Source organism: Hymenobacter yonginensis (assembly GCF_027625995.1).
Lineage (GTDB): Bacteria > Bacteroidota > Bacteroidia > Cytophagales > Hymenobacteraceae > Hymenobacter > Hymenobacter yonginensis.
In genome coordinates this window covers 1-25,928 of the sequence record NZ_CP115396.1, presented here as the reverse complement: position 1 = coordinate 25,928, position 25,928 = coordinate 1, and the positions used below count along the sequence as shown (strand labels likewise).

The following is a 25,928-nucleotide window of genomic DNA, read 5'->3' as shown; positions in this document are numbered from 1 at the left end:
GTCTGATTGCGCTAACGCAAGGGAGCCACCTACGGTTTTACCGCAGCACCTCCACCAGCAGCATCGAGAGCACGCCGGCCAGCATAATGCCCTTGCACCAACAGCTGAGCTGCGCGAAATGCCGCCGCCGGTCGGCGCGCAGCAGCAGGCGGCCCAGCCACAGCAGCGGCCCCAGCACCGCCAGCAGCAGCCACCCGCCCAGCACCAAACGGCTATGCGTAAGGGCGTGGCCGCAGGCACCGGCCACAAGGGCCACCAGCGCCGCCAGAAACAGGCCGGCCACCCACTTGGTGCGGGCCACGCCCCACACGATGGGCAGCGTGTGGCAGTCGTGCTGAGCGTCGCCGCGCATGTCTTCCACGTCTTTCACGATTTCACGCACCACCGTCAGCAGAAACGCCGCCAGCGCATATTGCCACACGCTCGCCACGCCGGTACGCAGTTGCAGCTCCGGCAGCAGCACCAGCGCCCCGGTGAGCGTGGCAATGCTGACGTTGCCCACCAGCGCCACCCGCTTAAACCGCACCGAGTAGCCCCATAGCAGCAGCGCCGAGCCCAGGTTCACGAGGCCCAGCAGCGGCGAGAGCAGCCCGCTCAGCCCCACTCCCACTCCCGACAGCAGCATGTGGGCCAGCATGGCGCGGCGGCGGTTCACCACGCGCCCCACCACCAGCCGGCCGGGGCGGTTGATGGCGTCAATCTTCACGTCGTAGTAGTCGTTGATGATGTAGCCGGCGGCGGCCACGCAGAGCGCCGCCACGGCCAGCACCCCAAAGCGCCAGTCGAGCAGGGTGCGGAGCGGCTGCGCGGGTTGCAGCAGTCCGGCCCGCACCAGCGCCAGGCACAGCAGCATCATCAGCAGATTGGGCAGCCGGATCAGCTGCGCCACCGGCCGCAGCCCCGTTCCGCCGTGCGGCTCTACAGGCTCGGGCGCCGCCTCAGCAGACGAAAAAGGAACAACTACAGTCATGGGCACGCAACATACGAAGTACTACAACAGCCGGGCCCTTGCGCTGGCCCCGCGCCCGACAACTGGCCGCACTGGCAAAAAGAAAGCCTCTCCAGCTGAGGAGAGGCTTTCCGGATACTTGAAAGGCAAGTCGGAGCTGGAATCTACACTCTCTTCACATTCACGGCATTCACGCCTTTGCGGCCTTCCTGCGTCTCAAATTCCACCCGGTCGTTTTGCTGTACCTGGCCGCCGTTCAGGCCGGTAATATGCACGAAGAAATCTTCCTTCGTTACATCATCCGTAATGAAGCCGTAGCCCTTTGCCTCATTAAAGAATTTTACGGTTCCTGTTTTCATGAAAAAAGAAGAAAATGTTGAATGGATGAGTGGGTAAAGATAGAGGTAATTCGGAAAAGCGCAACCCCGTTTCGGGGCAGCTACAGCCGCTTCAAAAACCCACTAAAACCAGCTTAGACCGCTAGCTACCAAGTCTTTTGCTCTTTCATTACGGCTTCAATCAGCTCCCGTACGGCCCCGTGCCCGCCGGGCAGCGCCGACACATACGAGCTGATGGCGCGCACATCGGCGGCGGCATCGGCGGGGCAGGCGGCCAGGGCGCAGCGGCGCATCACCTCCAGATCGGGCATGTCGTCGCCCATGTAGGCGATGTGCGCCGGATCGAGGCGGTAGGTGTTGATGTAGTTGTTGAAGATCTTCATCTTATCGTCAACACCCAGGTACATGTCGCGCACGTCCAGCGACTCCAGGCGCTTGCGCACACCTTCTTCCTCGCGGCCCGAGATGACGGCAATACGGTAGCCCTGCCGCAGCGCGTGCCGGATGGCGTAGCCGTCGCGGATGTGGAAGGCGCGGGCCTGCTCACCGGAGTTGAAGGCCAGCAGCGTGCCATCCGTCAGCACACCGTCGACATCAAGAATAAACGCCTTAATAACAGATAAGTCTGGCGACATAGCAGCAGAATTCGGGGCAGAAACTAGGAACGGAGGCAATGCAACAAATACGCCGGCGGGCCAGCTTCAACACGGTAAAAGCCGGCCCGCACAGGCAGGGGGCCTATTTCTGGTTGTCGCGCCACTCGTACACCCACTTGGCCTGGATTTGCTCCAAGTGGCCTTCGTTGGCCTGCTCGCGGGTACCTTCGAAGTTAGGCAGCTCCAGCACCCAGTCCAGCAGTTCCGTGAAGCGGATGCGGTAGATTTTGGCTTCGGAGAAGTCATCGCCGAACTTTTCGTACAAGGCAATGGCCACATCTTCGTGGTCGTTCCAATGAATGGGGGGCTCGAAATGGGCCATCTTCTTACTGGTTAAGTTGTTGAATGGGTGGATGGCGGCATGGCTAAATGGCGAGTCTGAACGACCAAGCCGTTTAGCCATGCCGCCATTCACCCATTGAGATTAGTGTCCGAGGAACTCTTGCGCCGGAATGAGGATCACCAGATCCTGGCTGCTGGCCTGCACCACGCACTGGCAGCCCAGGCGCGAGTTGATGCGTGGGTTCACGGCGCGGTCGATGAAGTCTTCCTCCTTGTCGCTGATTTCGGGCAGGTCGGCTTCGCCGCGCTGCACATAGACGTGGCAGGTGCTGCAGCCGCAGACACCGCCGCAGTTGTGCTGAAGCTGGATGCCGTTGTTGAGGGCCACGTCCAGCACCGACTCGCCTTCGGCGGCCACGTGGGTCTGCTCGGGCTGGCCGTCTTGAAATTGGAAGGTGATGTTGACAGCTTTCACAAAAAAATCTTCTGACGAGGCAAAAAATGAAGTCACGAAGGTACGCACGCCTCTACCGGATTCAAAGCTCTATCCCCCCTTGGTTGTTTGCGGCCGGAGCCTCCAACTGCTTTTGAATACTGCTGGTCAGGGCGTTATACACCGCCAGCCACGCCGGATAGTCCGTCAGGGCGGCCTGGTGCCGGGCCAGCGTGGGGGCATCGTGCCGGGCAGCCGGGCCGGTTTGCACCGTGAAGGGCGGGTTGGCCAGGGCCTTTTCCACGGTTTCGTGGAGCAGCGGGGCCAGCAGCGCCAGCGGCAGCTGCTGCTCCGCCAGCAGCGCGTGGCTGATGCCCAGCAGGTGGTTGGTGAAGTTGCAGGCAAACACTGCCGCTATATGAATGGCCTGCCGCTGCGGCGTGCCCACCACCTGCACGCTGCCGCTCAGGGTGTGGCCCAACGCCAGCAGCAAGTCCTGCGCGGCGGGGGTGGCCCCTTCTATGCACAGCGGCACGGCGCGCCAGTCGAGGATGCGCCCGGCGCTGAAGGTCTGGAGCGGGTAGAACACGCCGCCCACCACGTGCGGCAGCGCCTCGAACACACTCAGCGGCACGGTACCGGAAGTATGGGCCACCAGCGCCCCGGCCGGGAAGCGGGCCTGCGCCAGCACCGCCGGAATGGCAGCATCGGGCACGGCCAGCAGGTAGAGGTCGGCGGGGGGCAGGGCGGTGAAATCGGGGGTGAGCAGCGCGGGCGTGCCGGGCACGGTGGCGGCCAGCGCGGCGGCGGTAGCGGGCGTACGGCTCCAGATGCCGGCCAGCTGGTGGCCGGCGTGGCGCAGCGCGGGTGCCAGCTGGCTGGCTACCCGGCCCGCGCCCAGCAGCATAATACGCAGAGATAGAGCCGGATCGGAAGTCATGAGCAGAAAGGGAGGATGCTGAATGGTGTAAAGTACGGGCAGGAATATGGCTTTTCGGATACGACTTGTGTAGTTCTCAGGAAAAGTAATCAACTTGTAAGCTCAAGAACTGCCCTTGAATATTGTTTAAAGGGCATATTCATCGTCTTCTCCACTTTACCCATTCACCATTTCCAACACCTCTACCCGTATGACACATTCGTACACTGCGCCCTGGCGCAAGCTGGCTCTGGCTGCTATGCTGGGCCTAGCCGGCACCACGGCGGCGCAGGCACAAGCCCTGAATTACAACCTGTTCGGCACCAGCAACTCGGCTGGCACCTATACCGACCTGGGCACGAGCGGCACCGTTATTACTACGCCAAACAACGACGACGCTAACTCGGCTTCCACGCCTATTGGCTTCACGTTCAACTTCAACGGCACGGCGTTTACCGATTTCGTACTCAACACCAACGGTTTTCTGAAGCTGGGTACCACTGCTCCGGCAGCCCCGTTCTTCTACACCGATCCGCAGGCTGCCGCCGGTGGTCCGCTGAACACGGCAACCGAAACCAACCTGCTCCTGCCACTGAACTTGGACCTGGAAGGCACCGCCACCACCGAATACCGCGTAGCCACGACGGGAGCGGCCGGTTCGCGTGTAACTACCATCCAGTGGAAAAATGTGAGCGACAAATTGCCCGCAGGCAAGCAGTTCGCCAATATTTCCTTCCAGGTGAAGCTGTACGAAACGTCTAACCGCGTGGAGTTTGTGTACGGCACTGCCACCGCCGGCCCGGGCCCCGATGGGTTCAAAGCGGCGGCCGTAGGCATCAAGGGTTCCGACAACACCGCCACTACGTCGGTGCTAGTTACCAAAGGTTCGGTGCAGGCCTGGGGGCTGGCCTCTTTTGTGGCCGGCAACTACACCGGCAACGCCCACAACGTGCGTAGCTCCGTATTGCCGGACGCAGGGCGTACGTATACGTTCAACCAGGCTGCCGCCAACGACGCGGCCGTTCTGAGCATCTACGCCCTGGGCAAGACGCCGAGCATCGCGCAGACTGTGCAGGCCGTGGTGCGCAACACCGGTGCCTCGGCGCTTACCAATGTTCCGGTAACGCTCAGCGTGACGGGAGCCAATACGTTCACCGACGCGAAGATTATTCCAACGCTGGCCGTCGGCGCCTCAACCGTTGTCACCTTTACCGCCTTCACCCCGACGACCGTCGGCAACAACACGCTGGCTGTATCGGTGCCAGCTGATGGCAGCAATAACAACAACACGCAGACGTACACACAGGTTGTGACGGCTGGCACCTTCAGCTACGCCAACAACACGCCGTTCGACCCCAATCTGAGCGTAGGCTTCACGGCCACCACCACTGGCGCTTTCGTAGCCAGATTCACCACGCCTACAGCCCGCACCATCACGGCGGTAGCCGCCGGCATTGCCGACCCGAACACGGTGGGCCGCACCGTGTACAGCGTAGTGGTGGATGCCAACGGCGCCGTTCTGGGCCGCTCGGCTGACTACGTAGTGCAGACTGCCGATATCAATACGCTGAAGACGCTACCCCTGCAAACGGCAGTGGCCACTCAGGCCGGTGGCTTCTATGTGGGCCTCGTGCAGACGGCGGCTCCGGCAGGTGGCGCGCGCTACTTTCCTATGGCTACGCTGCCCGAAAACCCGACCCGCTTAGCCACCTTCTTCACTATTGCGCCTTTCGCAGCCAATGGAGGGACCTTGGTAGATGCCGCCCCCAGTAACCTCGGTGCTTTCGTGCTGGATGCCCAGACTTCCATCGTACAGGGCACCTCGGAAGCCCTGAACCGCGCCATTTCCATGTATCCTAACCCATCTACGGGTCTGGTGAAACTGGACGTGCGCGGCGCCAACGCCAAAGGCAACCTGCAGGTGAGCGTGGTGAACATGCTGGGCCAGACGGTGCACACGGCTGCGCTGAAGGACAACTTCACCAACGAAGTGAACCTCTCAGGCCTCGCCAACGGCATGTACCTGCTGAAGGTGCAGACCGGCGCCGACTACACCGTACGCCAGCTGACCATCACCAAGTAGGTTAACTTCTCGTTCAGCTTTTGAAAAGGGCAGCCCTGATGGCTGCCCTTTTTTTGTGGACTTGCACGGGCCGGCTGCCCCGGCGGTCATTGCCCGTCACACCATCGCAGCCGGGCAGACGCGGCGCCGTAGCTGCTTGGCTTATCCACCTACTCATACCTCAGCACCCGCAAGCGGATGCCTGCGCCGGGATACAGCACAAAAAAACGCCCGGAAACAGACAGCTTCCGGGCGTTTTTTTGTGCTGATCGGGTGGCTACTAGGCCACGGCTTCGGGGCGGGCCTGGCGGGAGGTTGCCCGGCTTGGCGCGGGCGCGGTAGCAGGCACGGCCTGCTTGCGGCGGCCGTGGTTGCGCAGGGCCAGGCCGAAGCCCAGCGCCATGAGCAGCGTGCCGCTCCAGAGCAGGTTGATGAAGGGCTTTTCCACCGCTTTCAGGATGATATAGTCCTTCTGGGTGGTGCTCACGCCGAACGTGAACTTGCCGGCCGTGGGGTCTACGGTGTTCATGGAAATGCGCAGGCCGAGGTCCTCGATTTCGTCGGGCACGCGGCCAATCATCTTGTTGCGCACTACGAACACGGGGTGGACATGGTACTGCTTTTTCTCGCCGTACACCATCATGTCGGCCTGGATGGCCAGGTCGCCTTTGGCGAGGCCCAGACCGGCGGTTTGCTGGGCGGGCTCCACACCGCGGAACACGGCGAAGTAGTCGTTGAGGAAGATAGTGTCGCCGACAGCCAACTGGCTTTCCTTCACCTCGCTCCAGTCCTTTTCCTTGCTGGGGTCGGGCACGGAGCTGATGTGCGAGTAGATGTCGTGGCCGAGGAATTTCTTGATGTCTGGCGAGGCCAACAGGCCGCCCATTTCCTCGTTCACCTGGGCGCGCGGGTAGAGCGTGAAGGCCTCACCGGACTCCCGGTTTTTGTACTCGACGCGGTAGTAGGTGTTTTCGGGCAGGATTTCCACCGTGTCGCCGGCCTTGTAGTACACCTTGTTTTCGCGCTTGATATCGGCGCGGGCCAGGGCTTTGTACTCGTCGGCGGTGCGGAACAGCAGGTCTTTGTTGACGTAGCCGGGCACGCCGGGCACGTCGAGGTACTGGCCGGTGTAGCTCACGTCATACGGGCCCATTGGGGCCGAGTCGTTGCGCCACAGCAGCACGTTGTCGCGGTTCAGGTCTTCGGGAAACTCCTTGGAGTACACCAGACCCGACACGTTTTTGGATACGATGTTGGAGTAGCCGGCCGAGCCCAACACGCCCAGTAGCATCAGCGCAATGCCTAGGTGGGCCACGCCGCCGCCCGAGAGCTGCACGCGGCGCAGAATCAGCTGAGCAATGGTGCTGATGTTGGCCAGCACGCCAAACAGGCCGGCCGTGAGCAGAGCAATGTAGGCGGGTTGAATCTCGTGGCCATTGTAGCGCAGCAGCAGAATCACGAGGGCCGAGCCGAGCAGGGTGAGCACCAGCGGCGTACCCACGGCGTTGATGACCGTGGTTTTGTCGTTGCGCTGCCACCACATCAGCTGCGCTAGGCCCGACAGTAGCGCCACGCCCACGCCCATCCAGAGCTGGATTTTCGAGTAGTGGGCAATCTGGTCGGCGGGCAGGGCCAGGTTGGACTTGATGCCGATGAAGCCCAGGAAGGCGTTATAGACCGGAATGCTGGTGGTCACGAGCACCTGGAACGCACCCAGGCACAGCACCGTGGCGCCCACGAACACCCACAGCTCGGGGTTGTAAGTGGTCAGCTCCTTCTCGGAGATTGGAATGGATTTCCAGCGGTACACCAACAGCCCGATGGCCAGCACCACGAAGGCGCCGAGGTAGATCATCAGCTGGCCCGAGAGGCCCAGGTCGGTAAACGAGTGTACGGAGGCGTTACCGAGCACGCCCGAGCGGGTGAGGAAGGTGGCGTAAAGAATCAGCAGGAAGGTGGCTACTACTAGCACGAAGCTGGTGCGCAGGGCAGTGCGGCGCTTATCCCAGAGCACCAGCCCGTGGATGCCGGCCACCAGCACCAGCCACGGAATGTACACGGCGTTTTCCACCGGGTCCCAGTTCCAGTAGCCGCCGAAGTTTAGCGTTTCGTAGGCCCAGTAGGCGCCCATCACGATGCCGACGCCCAGCACGAGGCCGCCCCAGAGGCTCCAGCGCAACGCGGGCTTCACCCAACGGGTCAGCTCGTTTTTCCAGAGGCCAGCAATGGCGAAGGCAAACGGCACCAGCGTCAGGGCAAAGCCCAGGAACAGCGTGGGCGGGTGAATCACCATCCAGTAGTTCTGCAGCAAGGCGTTCAGGCCAGTACCGTCTTCGGGCACAAAGTTGGGGTTGAGCTTGAATACGGGCAGATCCACGAGGAAGTCGCGGAGCAGAATGAAGGGCGAGGAGCCGATTTTCACGCCGGCAGTTACCACGCCCAGAATCATGCTGGTCAGGAACAGCTGCACGCCTGCAAACACGGCCATGACGGGCGCTTCCCAGAGCTTGTTCCAGCGCATGATGGCAAAGCCCAGCAGCACGTGCCAGAAGATCCAGAGCAGGAAGCTGCCCTCCTGTCCTTCCCAGAAGCAGGAAATCATGTAGTACACCGGCAGGTGGTTGCTGGAGTGGCTCCAGGCATAGTAATACTCGTAGCGGTGCCCGTGGATGATGCCGAACAAACAGCCGATAACGGCCATTACGGCCACACCGTGCACGATGAATGCCCCGCGCCCGAGGCGCAGCCACGCTACGTCGGAGTCGCCGAGGGCCCGACCACGGGCCGCCATGAAGTAGGAATAGGCCGCTACCGTGGCTGCCACAAACGCCACAATTACGCTCAGGTGCCCGGCGTCGCCGATGAAAGTATTTAGCATTTGCTTCTAGGTGCTAACTGTCATGCTGAGCTTGCCGAAGCATCTCGCCTGCAGTGGTAATCAATTACTCTGGCAACGTCAGCGGGAGAGATGCTTCAGCAAGCTCAGCATGACGCGCTGTTCCCTTCTAGTTCACGGCCGCCGTGGCGCCCTTGATGTCCTTCTCCACGTACTTGGAAGGGCACTTCAGCAGAATCTTGTCGGCCACGAAGATGTCCTTGCGCATGGCGCCCGTAATCACCACCTGCTCCGACTTGTCGAAGTCCTGAGGCTTAGGGTTGAAGTAGATGACGCGCTGGGCAATCCGGTTGGTATCAACCAGCGTGAAGGCGAAATAGTTGGGGTCGAGGACGGGGTTGTACTCCAGGCCCAGGATGTTTTTCTGGCCGTCGCGCGGGAGGCGGCCCACCACGTGAACTTTGGTCAGGTTGCCTTCCGAGGCCCGCTCGCGGGCTTCCTTGAAGGAAACGTACACGCTGGCGTCGCCGGCGGCGCTCATGATGATGCCAATAGCCACGGCAATGACGGCAATGACAAGGATGTGTGCTTTTTTCATGGGTTGCAACAGATGGCCATAGGGGCCGGGGCAGTCAGAACAACAAAAGGAGCCGGAAAAGTCCGCAGCATGCCCGCGGCCGGCAATGATTTATGTCAGCGAAATCCTGCAGGCCGCTAGTCTTTCAGCTCGCGCTCCAGGCGGCTCACCTTGCGGTCCAGGGACACCAGCAGGGCTAGCAGCCCCGCCAGCACCACCGTTATGACGGCTACCACCACGTAGATTTTACCGTCGGCGCGGAATGCATCGGCCATTTCGGGCGAGTCGGCGGTTTGGGCGGCGGCGTGCAGCACCGGCAGCAGCAGCGCCAGGAGCAGCAGAAAGCCCGTACGGAGGCTACGCAAGCTGTTTTTCATATACCTTGAGTTTAAGCAGGGAAATGCGGCTGGCCACTTGCGCCAACCAGAAGGCCAGCAGCGTCCAGCCAATGACGGCCGGGTAGAACACGGCGCGCATGGCGTTGTCGAGGTCGTATTTGGCGAAGGCCGGGTTGCCGCCCGCGCCGGGGTGCAAAGAATCGGTGAGGCGCGGCAGAATGTAGAACAGCGGCATGGCCGTGGCAAAGGCGAAGATGTTGTAGATGGCCGAAATGCGGGCCCGCTGCTGCTCGTCCGTAAACGAGGAGCGCAACACCAGATAAGCGCCGTAGATGAGCATGGCAATGGCGGCGCCATTCAGCTTGGGGTCGTTGGTCCACCAGGTGCCCCAGGTGTAGCGCGCCCAGATGCTTCCCGTGGCCAGCCCCACAATCCCCATCAGAATCCCGATGCGGGCCGACTCGTGCGAGCGAATATCCAGCTCCGGCGTGGGCGTGCGCAGGTAGCGGATAGAGTAGTACACAGAGGCTATCAGGATGAATGTCATCCCGAACCACATGGGCACATGGAAGTAGAGGTTGCGGATGGTTTCGTTGAGAATGGCCAGCCGCGGCACCGGCACCAACAGCCCCGCCACCGCCGTGTAGAGCAGCAGCAGCACCGTCAGACCTTTCCACCAGTTGTTTTTCATGCTTGTTTAGGGCTTAGGGCTTGGGGCTTAGTGCCTAGAATTTGAAAGAGCAGCACTAGGTAAACAGGTAAATGAGCAGTCAGTTGGGGCAAACAATGGTTTTTCAACTTGGTGCTCACGGCCTAAGCACTAGGCCCTAAGCACCAGGCACTACATCAGGAGCGCCACAGAAACGGAAACAGCACGTACGACACGGCCACCACTATCATGTTCAGGGCCAGCAGTGTAAGCAGGGAGCTTTGGCTGGCCTCGAACTCCAAACCATCCAGCGCGTTCTTGGACACCTTAATCAGCAGCAGCAGCATCGGAATCATGAGCGGGAAGCCCAGCACGGCCATCAGCGTGTTGCTGTTGGAGGCCTTGGCCGCAATGCCCGACACCAGCGTGAGCGTGGAGGCAAAGCCCAGCGCGCCCAGCGCCACATTGGCCACAAACAGCGGCACGTTCTGCACAGGGTTGCCCAGAATCAGCAGGTAGAGGCCGAGGCCGGCCAGCGCCAAACCCAGCAGCAGCAGGGCGTTGTAGGCTATTTTGGCCAGAATCACGGCCTGCGGGCGTACCAGGGTGTAATAGTAGAGCATGCGGCCCCGGCTTTCCTGCAGGAAGCCCTTCGCCACGGCATTCACGGCCGAAAACAGCAGGATGATCCAGAACAGGGCATTCCAGGCCGGCGCGGGCGGAATGCCGCCCCGTACCGAAAAGCTCAGGTAACAGACGAAGACGGTGCTGCCCACGTAGAGCAGCATGCCGTTGAGGGCCGCGCGCTGCCGCCACTCCAAGCGGAAGTCTTTGATCATCAACGTTGAAATCTCACGCAGGAGCAACACGGCAACGGGTCTGGTGAACAGGACCGCAAAGATACAACCCAACTCCCGGATTAGCAGGCCCCATCCTGACACAAGCGCGCCCCAACTCAGGGAGGCGGGGCACGCAGGGCTTTCAATAGGCGGGCTTGGTTAGTCTACCAGCAGCTTGCCGGTAGCCACGCCCCCACCCTGCCGCAGCCGGTACGCGTACAGCCCCGGCGCTATGGCACGCACGTCCAGCACTACCTGGCCGTTGGTTGGGCGCTGGGCTAGTTGGGCTACCATACGGCCCAGGGCATCGAGCAACTCCAACTGCACCAGCTCAAGGCCGGGCACGCGGAAAGCCGCCCCCGACTGCGCCGGATTCGGGAAAACCTGCACGCCGGCCAGCGTGGCGGCCCTGGTAGCCAGCGGCTGCCGAAACGGCTGGAACGTGACGACACCCAGCGTGGCCTGGTCGGGCTGGTGAAAGATGTGAGTTTCAATAACCGTGGCCGAGGCCGAGCCCCAGTCGTTGTTTTTGGCGTTGACGGGGTCGGGGCCGTTGTTGTAGAAGTCGTACACCTGGCCGCCGTTGCCGTTGCCCACTAGGCGGTTCTGCCCGACGTCGGTACTGTCGGTGCCGGTGGGGTTGCCGAAGCTGATGGCCGGGCCGCCCGCCGTGCCCGAGCGCACCAGCGTCACGCCCCAGAGGTTGCCGGTTAGCACGTTGCGGCTCACCACGCCGGTCTGGGTTTGGTTGCCCTGGAAGTTGAGGCCGCTGCCGCCGGTCTGGGCGTTGGGGTTGGTGTTGTTGTTTTCCACCAAGTTGCCCGTCACGTAGCTGGCAATGCTCGACCCGATGACGGCAATGCCGTAGCGGTTGTTGCGCACCACGTTGCGCCGGATGATGGCCCGCGTGATGCCGCCGCCGCCCAACAAATTCGACACGCCAATACCGCCGGCCATGTTGGTGGCGGGGTTGCCAATCACCACGCACCGCTCAATCAGAATCGGCTGGGCGGGGTCGCCGGTGCCGAGGTTAATTTGCGGATAGTTGCCGTTTTCGGTGTCGTTGTGCCAGAAGATGCAGCTCTGGATGGTAGGCGAAGTTGGGCGGTTGGAAGGCGAGTTGATGCCGGCGCGGGCGTTGCGTACAAAGCGGCTGCGCTGCACCAAGGCCCGGTTGCCGGACAGCGCCAGCGCGCTACTGTTGGTCAGGCGCCCACCCACCGTCGACACGTTCAGCCGAAACACGCAGTCCGACACCTCAATGGATGCATCCACCACCCGCACGCCGCCGCTGCGCTCTATGGTAGTGCGGCGCAGCACCGAGCCGGCACTAGTAGCGCTCAGCTGCATGCCCAGCCAGGGCGCAGTGGCGTTCTGGGCCGTGAAAACTACCGAATCGGGCGGCGCAATATTCAGCACGCCGTCCACGCTCACCAGCGCCCGGTCGGCCACCCTAATGGTTTCGTTGGTGGTGATGCTGAGCGTATCACGCGGAGCCAGCCGGATGGTATCAGTAATAGTCCAGGTGCCGGCCGTCTGCGTTACGTAGCTGCCAGAAGCCGCGGCCAACTGCGTGAGCGTGTAGCGCCGGCCAGTGCCGGGCGTGCTGTATTGGGCACGTGCCGGCGCCGCCAAGCCAGCCAGCACCAACAGGAAGTAGAGTTTTTTCATCTTACTGATCAGATAGTTGAAAAAGAAAACCAGATCTAAACGACGCAAAAAAGCCACCCGGGTTGTCCGGGTGGCTTCTCAGTGTTCGATGTAGGATGTTTATACCGTGAGTATCCGTCAGGAATGTTCCATTGGCGAGGCATCTACGCCACCTACTATCTGCTTTATACTCTCTGCTAGAAGTCGTAGCCGAGGGTGAGGTAGAGTTTGGGGCCCTTCTGCACGTAGTCTTCCTGGCCCCAGGCGAGGTCAGCCTTGCCGTAGAAGCCCAGCAGCGTGGTCCGCATCCCGAACCCGTAGCCAATCAGCATAGGGTTACGGAAGTTGATAACCGTGGCCGTGAAGGCATTGCCGCTACCGCCCACCACCTGCGTGTTAAACGAGTTGTTTTCGTTGAAGGGGTTGTTGCCGGAGTAGGCCGTGCCGGCGTCGCCGAAGGCCGTGAGCTGCAGGTTGCGGAAGAAGCCGGAGTAGATGGGCTTATTGGACAGATACTGCACGATGGGCACCCGTAACTCGGAGTTGAACAGTACGTAGCGCGGGCCCACCCGCTTACTGTAGTTGAAGCCCCGCAGGTTGGTCACGAACTGCTGGTAGAAGATATCCGACGGCTCGGCCGTGGCATAAGTGTTGGTGAGCAGTTGCTGGTCCTGGTAGTCGTAGTTCAGCCAGTTGTCCATGCCGCCGAGGCGGAACTGCTGCTTGTTCTGCCCGAAAAACTGCCCGTAGCTGGCCCGGTTGGCCCAGATGATCTGGCGGTGGATTTTCTGGTAGTGGCGCAGGTCCACGTAGATTTTGCCGAAGTCCTGGTTGTTGCCGTCGAAGCTGTTGAGCTTCAGCACCCCGATTTTCATGCGGGTGCCTTCCAGCATATTCACGCCCGTCGAAACGGCGTTATCGAACACCAGCTCGCCGTTCACGCCCAGGTAGTTGCGGTTGATGTCATTGGCCCCCGACAGCTCGTCGAAACGGCTGCTGGAGATATTCACGAAGCGCGGGCCGCCGCGTACGCTCAGGTTGTGGGTGAGCGGGTAGGCAATGGTGGGCGCAATTTCGTGGCGTCCGAAGCGCACCCGACCCAAGGCCTGAATGTCGAAGAAGTAGGCCTGCTTGTCGTAGCGGATGCTCCAGTCGTAGCGGTGCTTGAGGTTGGTGTACTCGGCGAAGATGTTGCTGGTGCGCAGGTCGGTGAGGGCAAAGATGCCGGCCCGGATGCGGTGGTTTTCAAACAGGTCCGACATGTTCACCTGCCCAATCAGACCCAACCCCAGCAGCGGATCAGAGTACAGCGACGACACCACGTTGTCGATGTTGAAGCGCGTATCGTAACGGAACGGGCCGCTGGCGGCCTGGGGGGCAGCGGCCAGCGGGGCCTGGGCCACTGGCGCGGCTACGGTTGGGGCCGTGCGCGTCCGCCGGGTGGCGGTGCCGGTGCGGCTGGCGGGCAGGTCCTCATCAAACTGATAGTCGCTGGTGTTGATGGGCGTGTTGGTGTTGCGCGTCGGGCTGGCGGCCTGCTCTACCGGCGTTTCAGAAGAAGCCGGAGTTGGCGCCGGAACCGGAGCCGGCGCGGCTTTCACCGGGGCGGGCTTCGAGCGGTCTTCCAGCGTTTCCTGCCGGGCCGTTTTGTAGAGCACCACGTTGTCGGGCAGCGGGTAGCTCGGGTACAGATACACGAAGTCGCGGGCCCGGTCGGAGGTCACGAAGCCCAGCGTAGTGGTAGCGGGGTTGTAGTCGAAGCCCTTGAGGTTGGTACGGAACGTGCTGACCGGCGTGCGCTGCCGGGTGCGCAGCGAATACCGATACACGCTGCGGATACCACTTTCCTCGCCCAGATATAGGATTTCGTCGTCGGAAACGGCCCGGGGCAGGCGCTCATTGGAAATGGTGCTCACCAGCAGCTCCACGGGCTGGGCGCGGCCATCGAGGTGATACAGAAACAGGTCGTAGTTATTAACAACGCCGCCGAAGCTGCCCCGCGCCGTGCCGGCCGAGTCCAGCCAGCGGTTGGAGCTGAAGGCAATTGCGCTGCCGCCGGGCAGAAATACCGGTTCCACGTCATCGAACACGTCGTTGGTGAGCTTCTCGGGGCGGCGGCTACCGGCGCGCAGCACGTACAGGTCACCCTGCCCGTTCGAAACGCCCGTAAACACCAGCGACTTGCCATCAGGCGAGTAGCTCAAGCCCAGCACCTGCTGAAAAGGCTCGAAAATAGACGAGCCCTTGTCGCCGACAAAGGGCAACGCTTCCTTGAAGCGGGCCACCAGCCCAGAGGCCCCGCCGTCGGCCGGACGCAGGCGCAAGCTCATCAGGCCCTTCTGCACTTCGGCCACGGCCACCTGGCCGTTTCCGCGCCAAGCCAGCACCGGCAGGCGGGTTTCCACCTGCTGGCCGGGGGTTTTGTAGCCGCCGCGGTGCACGGTGTGCCGGCCCGAGCCGTCGCGGTTGGCCACCAGCACTTGGTAGCGGCCCCGGTCGTTGCTCACGTAGGCCAGCTGCTGCCCGTTGGGGCTCAGCACCGGCTCCGAATACTGAATGTTTTTGCGGTTGCTGCCGGTGAGGGCACGGGCCTCGTCCAGATCCACGAAGGCCGTTTGGGGCTGGGCGTTGAGCTGGCGGTAGTAGGCCAGCCAGTCTTTCAGAAACAGCTTGTATGGCACATTCAGCGAGGAGCTGATGCCCACTTCCACGTCGCGGGTGATGCGCGTGAGGTTGAGAATGTTCTGGATGCTGGCGTAGCCGTAGCGCTCGGCAATGTAGTTCCAGACGCTCTGGCCGGCCAGCTGGGGGTTGCGCAGAAAGAACGGCGCCGTGCGGTTGCCCTCGTACTGGCGGGTCATGTCGCGCATGTAGTCGTCCATTTCCACGCTCCAGCCCTCGGAGGCGTAGGCCGAGGCGCCGCCCACAAACCAGTCGGGCAGTTGCAGCAGGTAGGTGCTCTGGATGACTTCCTTCAGCGAGCCACCGTACATCATGTCGTTGAGCAGCACGCGGGTCACCTGGTAGCTCAGGTCGCGCTTGAACTGGGTTTGCTGGCCCTGGAAGGCCAGCTGCACCTTGCTCATGCGCGTGAGGTCGGTTTCGCCGCCGGTCTGGTACTTGTCCTGGTCGAGGCCGATGTTGCTCTGGCGCAGGTCACTCACCGAGTTGTAGAGCATCACGGTGGTTTTCGAGTACGGATAGTACCCCACCAGCCCAGTGATACGCTGCAGTTCCTGCTCGGCGTACTCGGCGGCGCGGCGCGCACTCACGTCGCCGCCACCATAGTAGTAGATGTTGAAGTTCTGGGTGCTCAGCAGCTGCCAGTCGAAATCCTTATACTGAATCCGCACCCGCCCAAACGCCTCCTGCGAGGTCTGGGCCTGGGTGGCGCCGGCGGCGGCCAGCACCAACGCCCCACTTACCACCGCCAGCTGTCGGGCCGACTTCAGCCACCGAAAAAAGGATACGTGCTTCATATAGTAGTCGATTCGGTAAGTAAGCCACCGGCGCGCTCCGGGCACCAGCCACTCTGAGGGTTCTTAGGAAGAAAAACCCGCAGCCGACGGGGCCGCGGTATACAACGCCTGATAGCGCCGGATATTGACCTCGGGCCACAGCTCGGCCTCCGGGTGTTCCAGATAATCGGCCAGCAGGATGGCCAGCCGCGGAGCCAGCAGCACGCCCTTCGAGCCGAAGCCATTGAAGATACTCACTTCCGGCGTTTCCGGATGCCGCCCCAGCAGCGGTTTCCGGTCGCGCACGGCCGGCCGTACGCCGGCCCGCTGCCCTACCACCCCAAAGGGCAGGCTGACGGCGGCGGCCAGGCGCTGGCTGAGCTCCTGCGTCGCCTCGGGCGTGATGCCTTCGGCGAAGGGCGGCCAGCGGTAGGTGGCGCCCACTCGGAACTGCCCGTCGCCGAGCGGCACCACGTAGGCCCCTTTGTTGATTACCTGCGCCTCCGAGAGGCCCGGACACTCAACATCCAGCACCTCGCCCTGGTTGGGCGTGAGCGGCAGCCAGCTGAAAAAAGGATTCTGCAGCGCGGCGGCTCCTTCGCAGCAAATAAAATGCCGCGCCTGTATCCGCCCGGCGTAGGTTACGCCCGCCGGGCCGGTAACGAGCTGCTGCCAGTCAAAAGTTTCGTGCTGCAGGGTTCCGTTGGCGAGGCTTTCGGCGGTGAGAGCGGCCAGCAGCTCGCGCAGCCGCAGATAGCCGCCGCGCCGGATGCGCAGGCCCCCAAATTCGTCGCGGACGCCCGGTACCGGCGGCAGCGGCGCGCCGGCATCTTCCACAAAATCCTGCCACGGGTGGTCGGCGCTGCGGGCCAGCATGGTGTTCTGCTCCGCCACCGACGAAAACAGCTTCCAGACCGGCAGCTGCACGAAAAACTGCTCGCCAAAGTGGGCAGCCATGTCGCCGTAGAGCTGCTCGGCGGCCGTAATCATCTCGTCGGCGCGCCAAGCCAGGGCAAAGCGCTTGCCGGCCACCGGGTTGATGAGGCCGGCGGCCACGTTGGAGGCCGAGTTGGGGTTGGGGGCATCGAGCACCAGCACGCGGCGGCCGCGGCGGCGCAGCTCCCAAGCCAGCGTGGCGCCCGCAATGCCGTGGCCCAATATCAGATAATCGTAGTCGGTCATGGGAGGCAAGGTAGCAGAAGCGCGCCGTACTCAGCCGCCAGCGTGTAGCGCGGGGGCGGCGGCGCCGTTCTTAATGGAGTAAGACTCGTAACTTACCACGCAGTTCCAACGCGCGTCCTTTTTTCCTTTTTGCATGACCGTTTCAGGGTTTACGTTCAACGCCTTTTCCGAGAATACCTACCTGCTTCATGATGCCACCAGCCAGTGCGTGGTGGTAGACCCCGGTTGCTACGACCGGGCCGAGCAGGCTGCCTTGCAGGCGTTCATCACCGACCACCAGCTACAGGTGGTGCTGCTGCTGAACACCCACTGCCACATCGACCACGTATTCGGCAACCAGTTTGTGCTGGACACTTACAAGGTGCCGTTTCTGATTCATGAGGCCGACCTGGCCACGCTGCGGGCCGTGCCGGCCTATGCGCCCAGCTACGGCTTTCCGCACTACACGCCCGCCGAGCCTACCGGCTTCCTGACGCCCGGCACGCCCGTGCGCTTCGGCGACACCGAGTTGGAAGTGCGCTTTGCGCCCGGCCACGCCCCCGGCCACGTGGTGTTCTACCACGCCCCTACCAAGGTGGTTATCGGCGGCGACGTGCTGTTTCAGCAGAGCATCGGCCGCACCGACCTGCCTGGCGGCGACCATGCCACCCTGATTGAGAGCATCCGCACCCAGCTGCTGACGCTGCCCGACGATGTAACAGTATACCCCGGCCACGGCCCCGCTACCAATATTGGCGCCGAGCGCCGTTCCAATCCGTTTTTGCGCTAGGCTTTCCTTCATGGCTATTAAAAAGCATCTTCCCAACGCCCTGACGTGCCTGAACCTGTTGTGCGGCTGCGTGGCGCTGACCTTTATCCTGGGCATGACTCCAGCCCAGATTGAGGGCGGCGGACCTTCGTATATTTTCTCGGCGGACACCTGGCGGCCACTGGTGCTGGCGGCTTACCTGATCGGCATTGCGGCCATAGCCGACTTCCTCGACGGGCTGGTGGCGCGGGCGCTGCACGTATCGTCGCCGATTGGCAAGGATCTGGATTCGCTGGCCGACATGGTGTCGTTTGGGGTGGTGCCGGGCGCCATTCTGTTCAAGCTGCTGCAGCAGGTGCTGCCCATGTACGGCCTGCCGCTGGGCCTGGCCTATCTGGCTTTCACCATCAGCATCTTCTCGGCACTGCGGCTGGCCAAGTTCAACAACGACACCCGCCAGTCCGACTCGTTCATCGGGCTGCCCACGCCGGCCTGCACGCTGGTGGTAGCCTCCTTGCCGCTCATCCTCACCTACGACTCGTTCGGCGTTTCGGCGTTGATTCTGAATCCATGGGTGCTGCTGGGACTTACGCTGCTGCTCTCGGGCCTGCTGGTGGCCGAAATTCCGCTGTTCGCCCTGAAGTTCAAAAACCTCACCTGGCAGGACAATTCGCTGCGTTTCGTGTTCTTGTTGCTGTCGGTGGGGCTGCTGGTGGGGCTGCAATCCGCGGCGGTTCCGCTCATCGTACTGCTCTACGTGCTGCTGTCGGTGGTGCGGCCGGCTGCCCGCTGATTTTTGTGCTGCTGCATCACAATATTTGCATACCCGGAGAGTTAATCCATTTCAGGCCCGCCGCAGTGAACCGGCGCCTGATCTGGCTTGTTGCAGGGCCACAGATTGCCACGCGTTAACGCTCTATTGACCAAAACTCTATGCGCTACTTTACTTTCTTGGTAGTCTGCGGCTGGCTGCTGCTGGGGCTCGCCCAGTCGGGGCAGGCACAGGACGGCCGCCGCTCGGTTTCGCGCCAGCTCACCTGGCAGGGCGCCGCCGAGGTAGTAGGCCCCGATGGGAAGCTGCACCGCATCCCGTCGTTTGTGGGGATGCAGCCCCGTCGGGGTGTAGTACAGGCCTATACCGTTATTTCGGTGCTCGGCACCGTAGCCGAGGGCCAGATGCAGAAAGCCGTATACGAGCCGTTTACACCAGCCGAGGCCGCCCTGCTCAAGAACTTCAAAGACGCAACCGCTACGCCGCAACAGTTCAGCGGCAACGAGAAAGGCCAGCCCGTTACGCTGGTGCTGCTGCCCACCATCCGGCGCAGCGCCCAGTCGGGCCAGCCTGAGAAGCTGGTTTCGTTCGAGTACAGCTACACGCTGGCGCCGGCCGTAGCCCAGCGCGGACAAAGCATCCGCTATGCTGCTAACTCGGTGCTGCGCTCCGGCACCTGGTATAAAGTAGGCGTCGACCGGAGCGGCATCTTCAAGCTCGACCGTGCTGCTCTCTCGGCCATGGGTGTTGATGTGCAGAGCCTCGACCCCAGCCGCCTGCAGGTGTACGGCAACGCCACCGGCCTGCTGCCCCAGGCCATCAGCACTCGCCGCCCCGACGACCTAGTGGAAAACGCCGTGTACTTCTCCGGCGACGCCAACGCCACCCTCGACGCCAACGAGTACTTCCTGTTTTATGCCCGCGGCCCGCACGTGTGGGAGCCCGAGCCCACGGCCGGCGCCCAGCGCTTCCGCCACATTCAGAACATCTATTCCGATACGGCCTACTATTTCGTGACCGTGGCCCCAGCCCCGCGCACGGGCCGCCGCGTGGCGGCCGCCCCCGCCGCGGGTACGGCCAACGCCCCGGCTGTCACGCAGTACGCCGCCCGCTGGTTTTGGGAGCGGGAGTACGTAAACCTGGCCAAATCGGGCCGGGTGTGGCTGGGCGAAGGCTTCACTGCTTCCAGCAACACCGCCCAGAACTTCGATACCGACCTGTCTGACCTGGTAGCCGGCGCGCCGGTGCAAGTGACGGCCTCCCTGGCCGGCCGCTCCACCAGCAGCCAGGCTTTCCGCATTACGGTTGGCTCCGCTACACTGGTGCAGAGCATTCCGGCCGTCGTGCGTAGCGACTACCCCGAGTACGCCGCCACCAGCCTGCAGACCCAGACGGTCGTTCCCACCGCTACCAGCGGGCCGCTGCGGCTGGGCCTCACCTTCACCAGCTCCGACGCCTCGGCCGATGGCTACCTCGACTATCTGGAAGTGAATGCCCGGCGGCCGCTACGGCTTACGGGCCCGCAACTGGAGTTCCGCTCGTTTGAGAACGTGCGGGCCGGTGGCGTCACGCCCTTTACGTTGGCTGGCGGCAACGGCACCACTCAGGTCTGGGACGTCAGCAACCCACGCCGGCCCCGCGCCTATGCTCTCAACGGCGCCGGCACGTTTGTGGCCCCTACGGATTCGCTGCGCGAGTTTGTAGCCTTCGATCCGGCCGGTTCATTTCCGGCCCCGCGCAGCTTCGGTCGCGTCAGCAACCAGGATCTGCACGGCACCCTCAACCCGGGCCGCGACCTGGACATGGTGATTGTGACTTACCCGGCCTTCCGGGCGCAGGCACAGGAGCTGGCCGACTGGCGCCGCACCAACGATGGCCTGAAAGTGGCCGTCGTGACCACCACGCAGGTGTACAACGAGTTTGGCGGCGGCAGCCAGGATGTGTCGGCCATCCGTGACATGATGAAGATGGTGTACGACCAGCGCGATTCGCCGCGCCGCAATCAGTACCTACTGCTCTTCGGCGACGCTTCCTACGACTACAAATCCAAACCGTCAAACCTCACCAACACCGCCAGCCTGCCCGATTGGTGGAGCAAGCGCGTGCCCGGCAGCGGTGACCGGATTGCGCAGAACTACGTGCCCACTTACGAGTCGCGCGAGTCGTTTGCGCAGATCCTGCCCCGCGTCAATAGCTTCGGCGACCAGACGTTCTGCTCCGATGACTACTTCGGGATGCTGGATGATAATGAAGGCGAGTGGCCGGAAACCTATGGCGCCAACGGCATCATGGACGTAGCTGTCGGCCGCCTGCCCATCCGCACGCCGGTGGGCGAGCCCAACTCCACCGCGCAGGCGTCGGCGATGGTGAAGAAGCTCAAGGACTACGACTTGCGGCCTTCGCTGGGCAAGTGGCGCAACCGCCTCACCTTCGTGGCCGACGACCAGGATGGCAGCACATACCCTCGCGACTACGCCGAGCCGCTCATCAGCCAGATCAGCCGCCAGCAGCCGGCCTTCAACTTCCGCAAGGTCTACCTCGATATGTACCCGCAGATCAACGCCAACGGCGAACGGTCGCCGGACGCCGAGCGGGCCGTGGATGAGTCGTTTGAGCAGGGCTCGCTGATTATCAACTACAACGGCCACGGCGGCCCCGATGCCCTCACCGACGAGAAAATCCTGACCCGCGAATCGGTGCTGCGCCTGCGCAACCTGAGCCGCCAGACGTTCATGGTCACCGGCACCTGCGACTTCAGCTACTACGACAACCCCGAGAAAACCTCGGCCGGCGAGTTGACCCTGACCGACGTGGAAGGCGGCGCTATGGGTTTGTTCACCACTACTCGCCTCGTTTACGGCTCCACGCTGCTGATTACACCTTTGCTCGACTCGGTGCTGTCGGTACGCAGCGGCCAGGCCACCCGCATCGGCGACGCCGCCCGCTACTCCAAGTTCATTGGCTCTAACGACCCGCTGAACCGCAACTACGTGCTGCTCGGCGACCCCAGCATCCGGCTGGCCCGCCCCGATGTGGCCATGACGCTGGACTCCATCAACGGCGTGGCCCTCACCCCTACCTACAACCAGCCACTCACGGCCCTGTCGCGGGTGCGGCTGTCGGGCTCGGTGCGCAACACGGCTGCCGTCACGTCTTCGCTCAACCCCAACTTCTCCGGCACCGCCCAGATTACGGTGTATGAGAAGCCCAGCACCATCACCACGCTGGCCACTTCGCCGCTGGACATTCCGCTACCCGTTCAGGTGCAGGAAAACATCATCTATGACGGCCAGGCTACCATCACAAACGGCCGCTTCAAAGTAGAGTTCGTAGTGCCCCGCGACATCAACTACAGCCTGGGGCTGGGGAAAGTGAGCCTCTATGCATCCAACCGCTCGGGCGCCATCGTAGATGCGCACGGCTACCGCGCGGTACCGGTGGGCGGCGCTTCCACCACGGCCAGCACCGATACCATTCCGCCGCGCATCCGCCTGTTCATGGACAATGAGAAGTTCGTGTTCGGGGGCCTTACTGGCAATACCACTACTCTCATTGCCCGCCTCTTCGACGAAAGCGGCATCAACACCACCGGCTCCGGCATCGGCCACGAAATAACGGCCACCCTCGACAACGACCCCACCAAGCTCACCATCCTCAACTCGTTCTACGTGGCCAGCGTCGACAGCTTCCAGGCCGGCCGGGTGGAATACTTGTTCAAGGACCTAACTACCGGCCCGCACGTGCTGCACCTCAAAGCCTGGGACACCTACAATAACTCCGCCATCCGCGACGTAGAGTTCATTGCCGCCTCCACCGACAAGCTGGCCCTGAAACACGTCCTGAACTACCCCAACCCGTTCTCCACCACCACCACCTTCCACTTTGACCACAATCGTCCGGAAGACGCCCTCGACGTGCAGGTGCAGATTTTCACCGTCTCGGGCCGCCTCGTCCGGACGCTGCAAACAACGGTGGGCGGCGGCGCGTCGCACGTGCCGGCCAACTTCTCTGACCCGTCGCTGTCGTGGAACGGCCGCGACGAATTCAACGACCAGCTGGCCCGCGGCGTGTACGTGTACCGGGTGAGCGTCCGGTCGCAAAAAGACCAAGCCACGGCCACCAAGTTCGAAAAACTGGTTATTCTGAATTAACCCTTTGGCATTTTCGCCTACCTTTCCGCGTTCCTCATTTTCTCCTGTATGACCCCATTGAAACTGTCTGTGCGTTTTGCGCTGCTTTCCGGATTTATCGGCCTGCCGTTGATTGGTGCGGCCCAAACCGAACCGAATACGCTCACCACGGCTGTTCCGATCCTGACCATCAGCCCCGATTCGCGTGCCGCGGCCCTCGGGGAAGCTGGCGTAGCTACCTCGCCAGATGCTAACTCCGGCTACCACAATGCCGGTAAGCTGGGCTTCGTCACCACCAAGTACAGCTTCTCGCCGTCGTACTCGCCCTGGCTGCGCAACGTCACCGACGACATGGGCCTGGCCTATCTGTCGGGTACCGCCAAAATTGGCGCCCGCTCGGCCATATCAGCTTCGCTGATGTATTTCGACCTCGGCACCATCTCCTTCCGCGACGATTTCAACGTCTCGAAAGGCGACTACAACCCGAAAGAGTATGCCTTCAGTGTGGCCTACGGTCAGAAACTGACCGACAACTTCGGCGTTGGGGTAGCCGCGCGCTACATCCGCTCCAACCTCACCGGCAACAGCAGTGGCACCGATTCGCGTCCTGGCAACGCCGCCGCTGTCGACCTGGGCGCCTACTACAACAAGGACCTGTCTATCGGCGCCGCCGATTACAACCTGGGTTTGGGGGCCACCATCACCAACATCGGCAACAAAATCACTTACACCAGCGCCACCCAGGCCGACTTCCTGCCCACGCGGCTGAAGCTTGGTTTCGCCCTTACCCGCGAGCTGGACGCCTACAACAAAATCACGCTTACAGTCGACGGCGCCAAGCTGCTCACGCCGACTCCCTTCTATGTGGAAGGCGACACAACGGGTCAGTTGAAGACCATCCGGGCTGAAAACCTGGACCGACGCAACAAAGGCATCGTAGCGGCCGCACTGGGTTCATTCAGTGACGCTCCCGGCGGGTTCCGCGAAGAGCTACGCGAAGTCAACCTCTCGGCTGGCGCCGAATACACGTACAACGATCTGTTGATGGCCCGCGTAGGCTACTTCTACGAGCCCCGCGTGAAAGGCGACCGGCAGTACCTGAGCTTTGGCTTGGGTGTCCGCTACCAGGTATTTGGGGTAGACGGTGCCTACCTGGTGCCCAACTCCCGCGCCAATCCTCTGTCGCAAACCATCCGCATTTCGCTCCACTTCAATTTCAACGAGCTCGACCAGGCCTTTGGCGATGGTTCCAGCTCCCCGGTCAACTAACCCTTTTCTATTGCTGATGCTCGACCGACAAGTCGCTCCTCCCGTTCAGCCGCTGGCCAGCGTAACGCTGCCCGCGGCTGACGTGTTTTCGCTCCCTAACGGAGCGCGCCTGCACGTAATGCGCAACGATGCCCAGCCTGTGGTTCGCCTGCAGGTGGTAGTGCCCGCCGGCAAGTGGTACGAGCCCGCGCCCGGCGTCTCGCTGCTCACGGCCCGCATGCTGCTCGAAGGCACCACCACCCGCACCGCCCGCCAGATTGCCGATGAAGTAGCCTTCTACGGCGCCTCCCTGGAGTGCGAGCAAAGCTTCGACCGCGCCACCCTTACCCTGTACTGCCTCACGCGCCACCTGCCGCGCCTGCTGCCGCTGGTGCAGGATGTACTGACCAACCCCACCTTCCCCGCCACCGAGCTGGAGCTGCTTAAAAACCGCACCATCCAGAACGTGCGGGTAGAGCGCCAGAAAACCAGCTACCTCGCCGCCGAACGGTTCTCCCACAACCTCTACGGCGCCACGCACCCTTACGGCAGCACCTTCAACGAGCAGCTTTTCGCCACCGTAGCGCAGGATGCCCTCCAGGCTTTTCATCGCGCCAACTACTCGCTGGACAAAACCGAGGTGTTTCTGTGCGGTGATGTAGCGCCCGCCGACCAGAATCTGGTATCTGACCTGCTGGGAAACGCGCAACCGTCTGCTGTGCCGCTGTCTGCCAGAGAAACGCTTCCCCTGGCCAACCAGCCGGCCCACGACTACGTCACGGTGCCCGACAGCATTCAGGCCGCCCTACGCATCGGCCGGCCGTGGCCCGCCCTCACCCATCCCGATACGCACAAGCTGCAAGTCCTCGTGAAGGTGTTGGGCGGCTACTTTGGCTCACGCCTGATGAAGAACATCCGCGAGGATAAGGGCTTCACCTACGGCATCTACTCCAGCATCGGCCCCCGCGAGCATGCTACGTCCTTTGTCATCGGCACCGATGTCAATGCCAATAGCGCCAACGCTGCCATTCGCGAAGTTCACCATGAGCTCCAAGTGCTGCAAAACGAACTTATCCCGGCAGACGAACTCCAGACCGTCAAAAACTACATGACCGGCAAGTTCGCCAATGAGCTCAGCACCGTGTTCGAGCAGTGCGACAAATACAAGAATATTGTCTTCCTGAACCTGCCTGCCACCTACTATTCCAACTTCATCGAGCAGGTAAACCAGGTAACGGCCGAGAAGCTACTCACACTATCCCAGCACTACCTTTCGCCCGCTGATATGATTGAAGTAGTAGCAGGCCCCGGGAAATAAAACCGTACTGCCAATACAAGAAGAAGCCAGCCGCGTACAGCGGCTGGCTTCTTTTTTTCCTATAACAGTCAGTATTCCATGATAAGGTATCATTGCTAACGCAACACCACAACCAGAGCTATACAAAAATATACATACCTCAACAGGGTCACGCTTGAAAAGCCGTCTGGCACTCACAAGGTAAAGCAGTGCCGCACGCATCCGCATATCAAAGTGGCCTTACTGATTAGCCAACTCAAGCTGCGGCCGATAAGCTGGCCCATGACAAAGGATCTGGAACAACAGCTCTTCCAGCCGTCGGGCCGCTCTTATCAGGCCTATATAGCCCGTATTGCCAGTTGCCGATCCCCCCCTCACTCCGCCCACCCTGACAGTTGAGAGAGCAGCTCGGAGCCTGAGCTGAATCCTAGGTTTGCTAGAGATGCTCAAACGGAGCCGTGGCGATAAATAGATAAGCAGTGGCACGACGTCTCATAAACTTCAAAGATGTATTATTTCAGCAACCCGTATAAACGCCGCTGCCCCCGCGCCAGGCCCCGGGAAG

Annotated in this window: 20 protein-coding genes; 6 read left to right on the top strand and 14 right to left on the bottom strand. The window is 62.0% G+C overall.

Going from position 1 to position 25,928, the window contains the following annotated elements:
• Positions 1 to 37: 37 nt before the first annotated feature.
• The 6 genes from O9Z63_RS00100 to O9Z63_RS00075 form a co-directional block, all read right to left on the bottom strand.
• A complete protein-coding gene (locus O9Z63_RS00100) occupies positions 38 to 970 on the bottom strand; it encodes a UbiA family prenyltransferase (RefSeq protein ID WP_270127207.1) in 933 nt (310 codons plus the stop codon).
• A 143-nt stretch (positions 971 to 1,113) separates the two neighbouring features.
• A complete protein-coding gene (locus O9Z63_RS00095; RefSeq protein ID WP_044014346.1) occupies positions 1,114 to 1,308 on the bottom strand; it encodes a cold-shock protein in 195 nt (64 codons plus the stop codon).
• Between the two features lie 125 nt (positions 1,309 to 1,433).
• Positions 1,434 to 1,922 (bottom strand): KdsC family phosphatase, encoded by a 489-nt coding sequence (locus tag O9Z63_RS00090; RefSeq protein WP_270127206.1) that lies wholly within the window; start codon positions 1,920 to 1,922, stop codon positions 1,434 to 1,436.
• A 103-nt stretch (positions 1,923 to 2,025) separates the two neighbouring features.
• Positions 2,026 to 2,265: a Fe-S cluster assembly protein IscX gene (iscX, locus tag O9Z63_RS00085; protein WP_044014350.1), complete on the bottom strand. Its 240-nt coding sequence runs from the start codon at positions 2,263 to 2,265 to the stop codon at positions 2,026 to 2,028.
• Between the two features lie 102 nt (positions 2,266 to 2,367).
• The gene (locus O9Z63_RS00080; RefSeq protein WP_044014352.1) at positions 2,368 to 2,700 is read right to left on the bottom strand and encodes a 2Fe-2S iron-sulfur cluster-binding protein; all 333 of its coding nucleotides are present in this window, start codon (positions 2,698 to 2,700) and stop codon (positions 2,368 to 2,370) included.
• Between the two features lie 61 nt (positions 2,701 to 2,761).
• The gene (locus tag O9Z63_RS00075) at positions 2,762 to 3,598 is read right to left on the bottom strand and encodes a Rossmann-like and DUF2520 domain-containing protein (RefSeq protein WP_270127205.1); all 837 of its coding nucleotides are present in this window, start codon (positions 3,596 to 3,598) and stop codon (positions 2,762 to 2,764) included.
• Between the two features lie 190 nt (positions 3,599 to 3,788).
• Here O9Z63_RS00075 and O9Z63_RS00070 point away from each other — a divergent pair, with 190 nt between their 5' ends.
• Positions 3,789 to 5,660, top strand: a complete 1,872-nt coding sequence (locus O9Z63_RS00070) for a T9SS type A sorting domain-containing protein (RefSeq protein WP_270127204.1) — start codon at positions 3,789 to 3,791, stop codon at positions 5,658 to 5,660.
• A 259-nt stretch (positions 5,661 to 5,919) separates the two neighbouring features.
• Here the strand turns inward: O9Z63_RS00070 and ccsA are convergent, their stop codons facing one another.
• The 8 genes from ccsA to O9Z63_RS00030 form a co-directional block, all read right to left on the bottom strand.
• A complete protein-coding gene (gene ccsA, locus O9Z63_RS00065; protein ID WP_270127203.1) occupies positions 5,920 to 8,517 on the bottom strand; it encodes a cytochrome c biogenesis protein CcsA in 2,598 nt (865 codons plus the stop codon).
• 127 nt (positions 8,518 to 8,644) lie between these two features.
• Positions 8,645 to 9,073, bottom strand: coding sequence for a cytochrome c maturation protein CcmE domain-containing protein (locus O9Z63_RS00060; RefSeq protein ID WP_044014356.1), 429 nt, complete (start codon positions 9,071 to 9,073; stop codon positions 8,645 to 8,647).
• 116 nt (positions 9,074 to 9,189) lie between these two features.
• Entirely contained in the window at positions 9,190 to 9,429 is a 240-nt protein-coding gene (locus O9Z63_RS00055; RefSeq protein ID WP_270127202.1) for a CcmD family protein, read from the bottom strand.
• Complete coding sequence (locus O9Z63_RS00050; protein WP_044014360.1) at positions 9,410 to 10,081, bottom strand: cytochrome c biogenesis protein; 672 nt, start codon at positions 10,079 to 10,081, stop codon at positions 9,410 to 9,412. Before O9Z63_RS00050 ends, O9Z63_RS00055 begins: the two co-directional genes overlap by 20 nt.
• A 155-nt stretch (positions 10,082 to 10,236) precedes the next feature.
• Positions 10,237 to 10,878 carry a heme exporter protein CcmB gene (locus O9Z63_RS00045; RefSeq protein WP_044014362.1) on the bottom strand — a complete coding sequence of 214 codons (642 nt, stop codon included), beginning with the start codon at positions 10,876 to 10,878 and terminating at the stop codon, positions 10,237 to 10,239.
• 159 nt (positions 10,879 to 11,037) lie between these two features.
• On the bottom strand, positions 11,038 to 12,549 hold the full coding sequence (locus O9Z63_RS00040; RefSeq protein ID WP_270127201.1) for a T9SS type A sorting domain-containing protein: 1,512 nt from the start codon (positions 12,547 to 12,549) through the stop codon (positions 11,038 to 11,040).
• A gap of 176 nt (positions 12,550 to 12,725) precedes the next feature.
• On the bottom strand, positions 12,726 to 16,007 hold the full coding sequence (locus O9Z63_RS00035; RefSeq protein WP_270127200.1) for a TolB-like translocation protein: 3,282 nt from the start codon (positions 16,005 to 16,007) through the stop codon (positions 12,726 to 12,728).
• Positions 16,008 to 16,070: 63 nt separating this feature from the next.
• Positions 16,071 to 17,168, bottom strand: a complete 1,098-nt coding sequence (locus O9Z63_RS00030; RefSeq protein WP_270127199.1) for an NAD(P)/FAD-dependent oxidoreductase — start codon at positions 17,166 to 17,168, stop codon at positions 16,071 to 16,073.
• A gap of 133 nt (positions 17,169 to 17,301) precedes the next feature.
• Between O9Z63_RS00030 and O9Z63_RS00025 the strand changes: the two genes are divergently transcribed.
• The 5 genes from O9Z63_RS00025 to O9Z63_RS00005 all read left to right on the top strand — a co-directional run bounded on the left by O9Z63_RS00025 (position 17,302) and on the right by O9Z63_RS00005 (position 25,384).
• The gene (locus O9Z63_RS00025) at positions 17,302 to 17,937 is read left to right on the top strand and encodes an MBL fold metallo-hydrolase (protein ID WP_270127198.1); all 636 of its coding nucleotides are present in this window, start codon (positions 17,302 to 17,304) and stop codon (positions 17,935 to 17,937) included.
• Positions 17,938 to 17,947: 10 nt separating this feature from the next.
• The gene (locus tag O9Z63_RS00020) at positions 17,948 to 18,709 is read left to right on the top strand and encodes a CDP-alcohol phosphatidyltransferase family protein (protein ID WP_270127197.1); all 762 of its coding nucleotides are present in this window, start codon (positions 17,948 to 17,950) and stop codon (positions 18,707 to 18,709) included.
• A gap of 140 nt (positions 18,710 to 18,849) precedes the next feature.
• Positions 18,850 to 22,839 carry a type IX secretion system sortase PorU gene (gene porU / locus O9Z63_RS00015; RefSeq protein WP_270127196.1) on the top strand — a complete coding sequence of 1,330 codons (3,990 nt, stop codon included), beginning with the start codon at positions 18,850 to 18,852 and terminating at the stop codon, positions 22,837 to 22,839.
• A 48-nt stretch (positions 22,840 to 22,887) separates the two neighbouring features.
• Entirely contained in the window at positions 22,888 to 24,087 is a 1,200-nt protein-coding gene (porV, locus tag O9Z63_RS00010; RefSeq protein ID WP_270127195.1) for a type IX secretion system outer membrane channel protein PorV, read from the top strand.
• 16 nt (positions 24,088 to 24,103) lie between these two features.
• Complete coding sequence (locus O9Z63_RS00005; protein ID WP_270127194.1) at positions 24,104 to 25,384, top strand: M16 family metallopeptidase; 1,281 nt, start codon at positions 24,104 to 24,106, stop codon at positions 25,382 to 25,384.
• Positions 25,385 to 25,928 lie beyond the last annotated feature (544 nt).

What these genes read in the sequence shown, in the direction of transcription:
- O9Z63_RS00070 (WP_270127204.1), top strand. Translation starts at nt 3,789, where the DNA reads ATGACACATTCGTACACTGCGCCCTGGCGCAAGCTGGCTCTGGCTGCT.
- O9Z63_RS00030 (WP_270127199.1), bottom strand. Translation starts at nt 17,168, where the DNA reads ATGACCGACTACGATTATCTGATATTGGGCCACGGCATTGCGGGCGCC.
- ccsA (WP_270127203.1), bottom strand. Translation starts at nt 8,517, where the DNA reads ATGCTAAATACTTTCATCGGCGACGCCGGGCACCTGAGCGTAATTGTG.
- O9Z63_RS00095 (WP_044014346.1), bottom strand. Translation starts at nt 1,308, where the DNA reads ATGAAAACAGGAACCGTAAAATTCTTTAATGAGGCAAAGGGCTACGGC.
- O9Z63_RS00060 (WP_044014356.1), bottom strand. Translation starts at nt 9,073, where the DNA reads ATGAAAAAAGCACACATCCTTGTCATTGCCGTCATTGCCGTGGCTATT.
- O9Z63_RS00020 (WP_270127197.1), top strand. Translation starts at nt 17,948, where the DNA reads ATGGCTATTAAAAAGCATCTTCCCAACGCCCTGACGTGCCTGAACCTG.
- O9Z63_RS00005 (WP_270127194.1), top strand. Translation starts at nt 24,104, where the DNA reads ATGCTCGACCGACAAGTCGCTCCTCCCGTTCAGCCGCTGGCCAGCGTA.
- O9Z63_RS00075 (WP_270127205.1), bottom strand. Translation starts at nt 3,598, where the DNA reads ATGACTTCCGATCCGGCTCTATCTCTGCGTATTATGCTGCTGGGCGCG.
- porV (WP_270127195.1), top strand. Translation starts at nt 22,888, where the DNA reads ATGACCCCATTGAAACTGTCTGTGCGTTTTGCGCTGCTTTCCGGATTT.
- O9Z63_RS00055 (WP_270127202.1), bottom strand. Translation starts at nt 9,429, where the DNA reads ATGAAAAACAGCTTGCGTAGCCTCCGTACGGGCTTTCTGCTGCTCCTG.
- O9Z63_RS00100 (WP_270127207.1), bottom strand. Translation starts at nt 970, where the DNA reads ATGACTGTAGTTGTTCCTTTTTCGTCTGCTGAGGCGGCGCCCGAGCCT.
- O9Z63_RS00050 (WP_044014360.1), bottom strand. Translation starts at nt 10,081, where the DNA reads ATGAAAAACAACTGGTGGAAAGGTCTGACGGTGCTGCTGCTGCTCTAC.
- O9Z63_RS00025 (WP_270127198.1), top strand. Translation starts at nt 17,302, where the DNA reads ATGACCGTTTCAGGGTTTACGTTCAACGCCTTTTCCGAGAATACCTAC.
- O9Z63_RS00040 (WP_270127201.1), bottom strand. Translation starts at nt 12,549, where the DNA reads ATGAAAAAACTCTACTTCCTGTTGGTGCTGGCTGGCTTGGCGGCGCCG.
- iscX (WP_044014350.1), bottom strand. Translation starts at nt 2,265, where the DNA reads ATGGCCCATTTCGAGCCCCCCATTCATTGGAACGACCACGAAGATGTG.
- porU (WP_270127196.1), top strand. Translation starts at nt 18,850, where the DNA reads ATGCGCTACTTTACTTTCTTGGTAGTCTGCGGCTGGCTGCTGCTGGGG.
- O9Z63_RS00035 (WP_270127200.1), bottom strand. Translation starts at nt 16,007, where the DNA reads ATGAAGCACGTATCCTTTTTTCGGTGGCTGAAGTCGGCCCGACAGCTG.
- O9Z63_RS00090 (WP_270127206.1), bottom strand. Translation starts at nt 1,922, where the DNA reads ATGTCGCCAGACTTATCTGTTATTAAGGCGTTTATTCTTGATGTCGAC.
- O9Z63_RS00045 (WP_044014362.1), bottom strand. Translation starts at nt 10,878, where the DNA reads ATGATCAAAGACTTCCGCTTGGAGTGGCGGCAGCGCGCGGCCCTCAAC.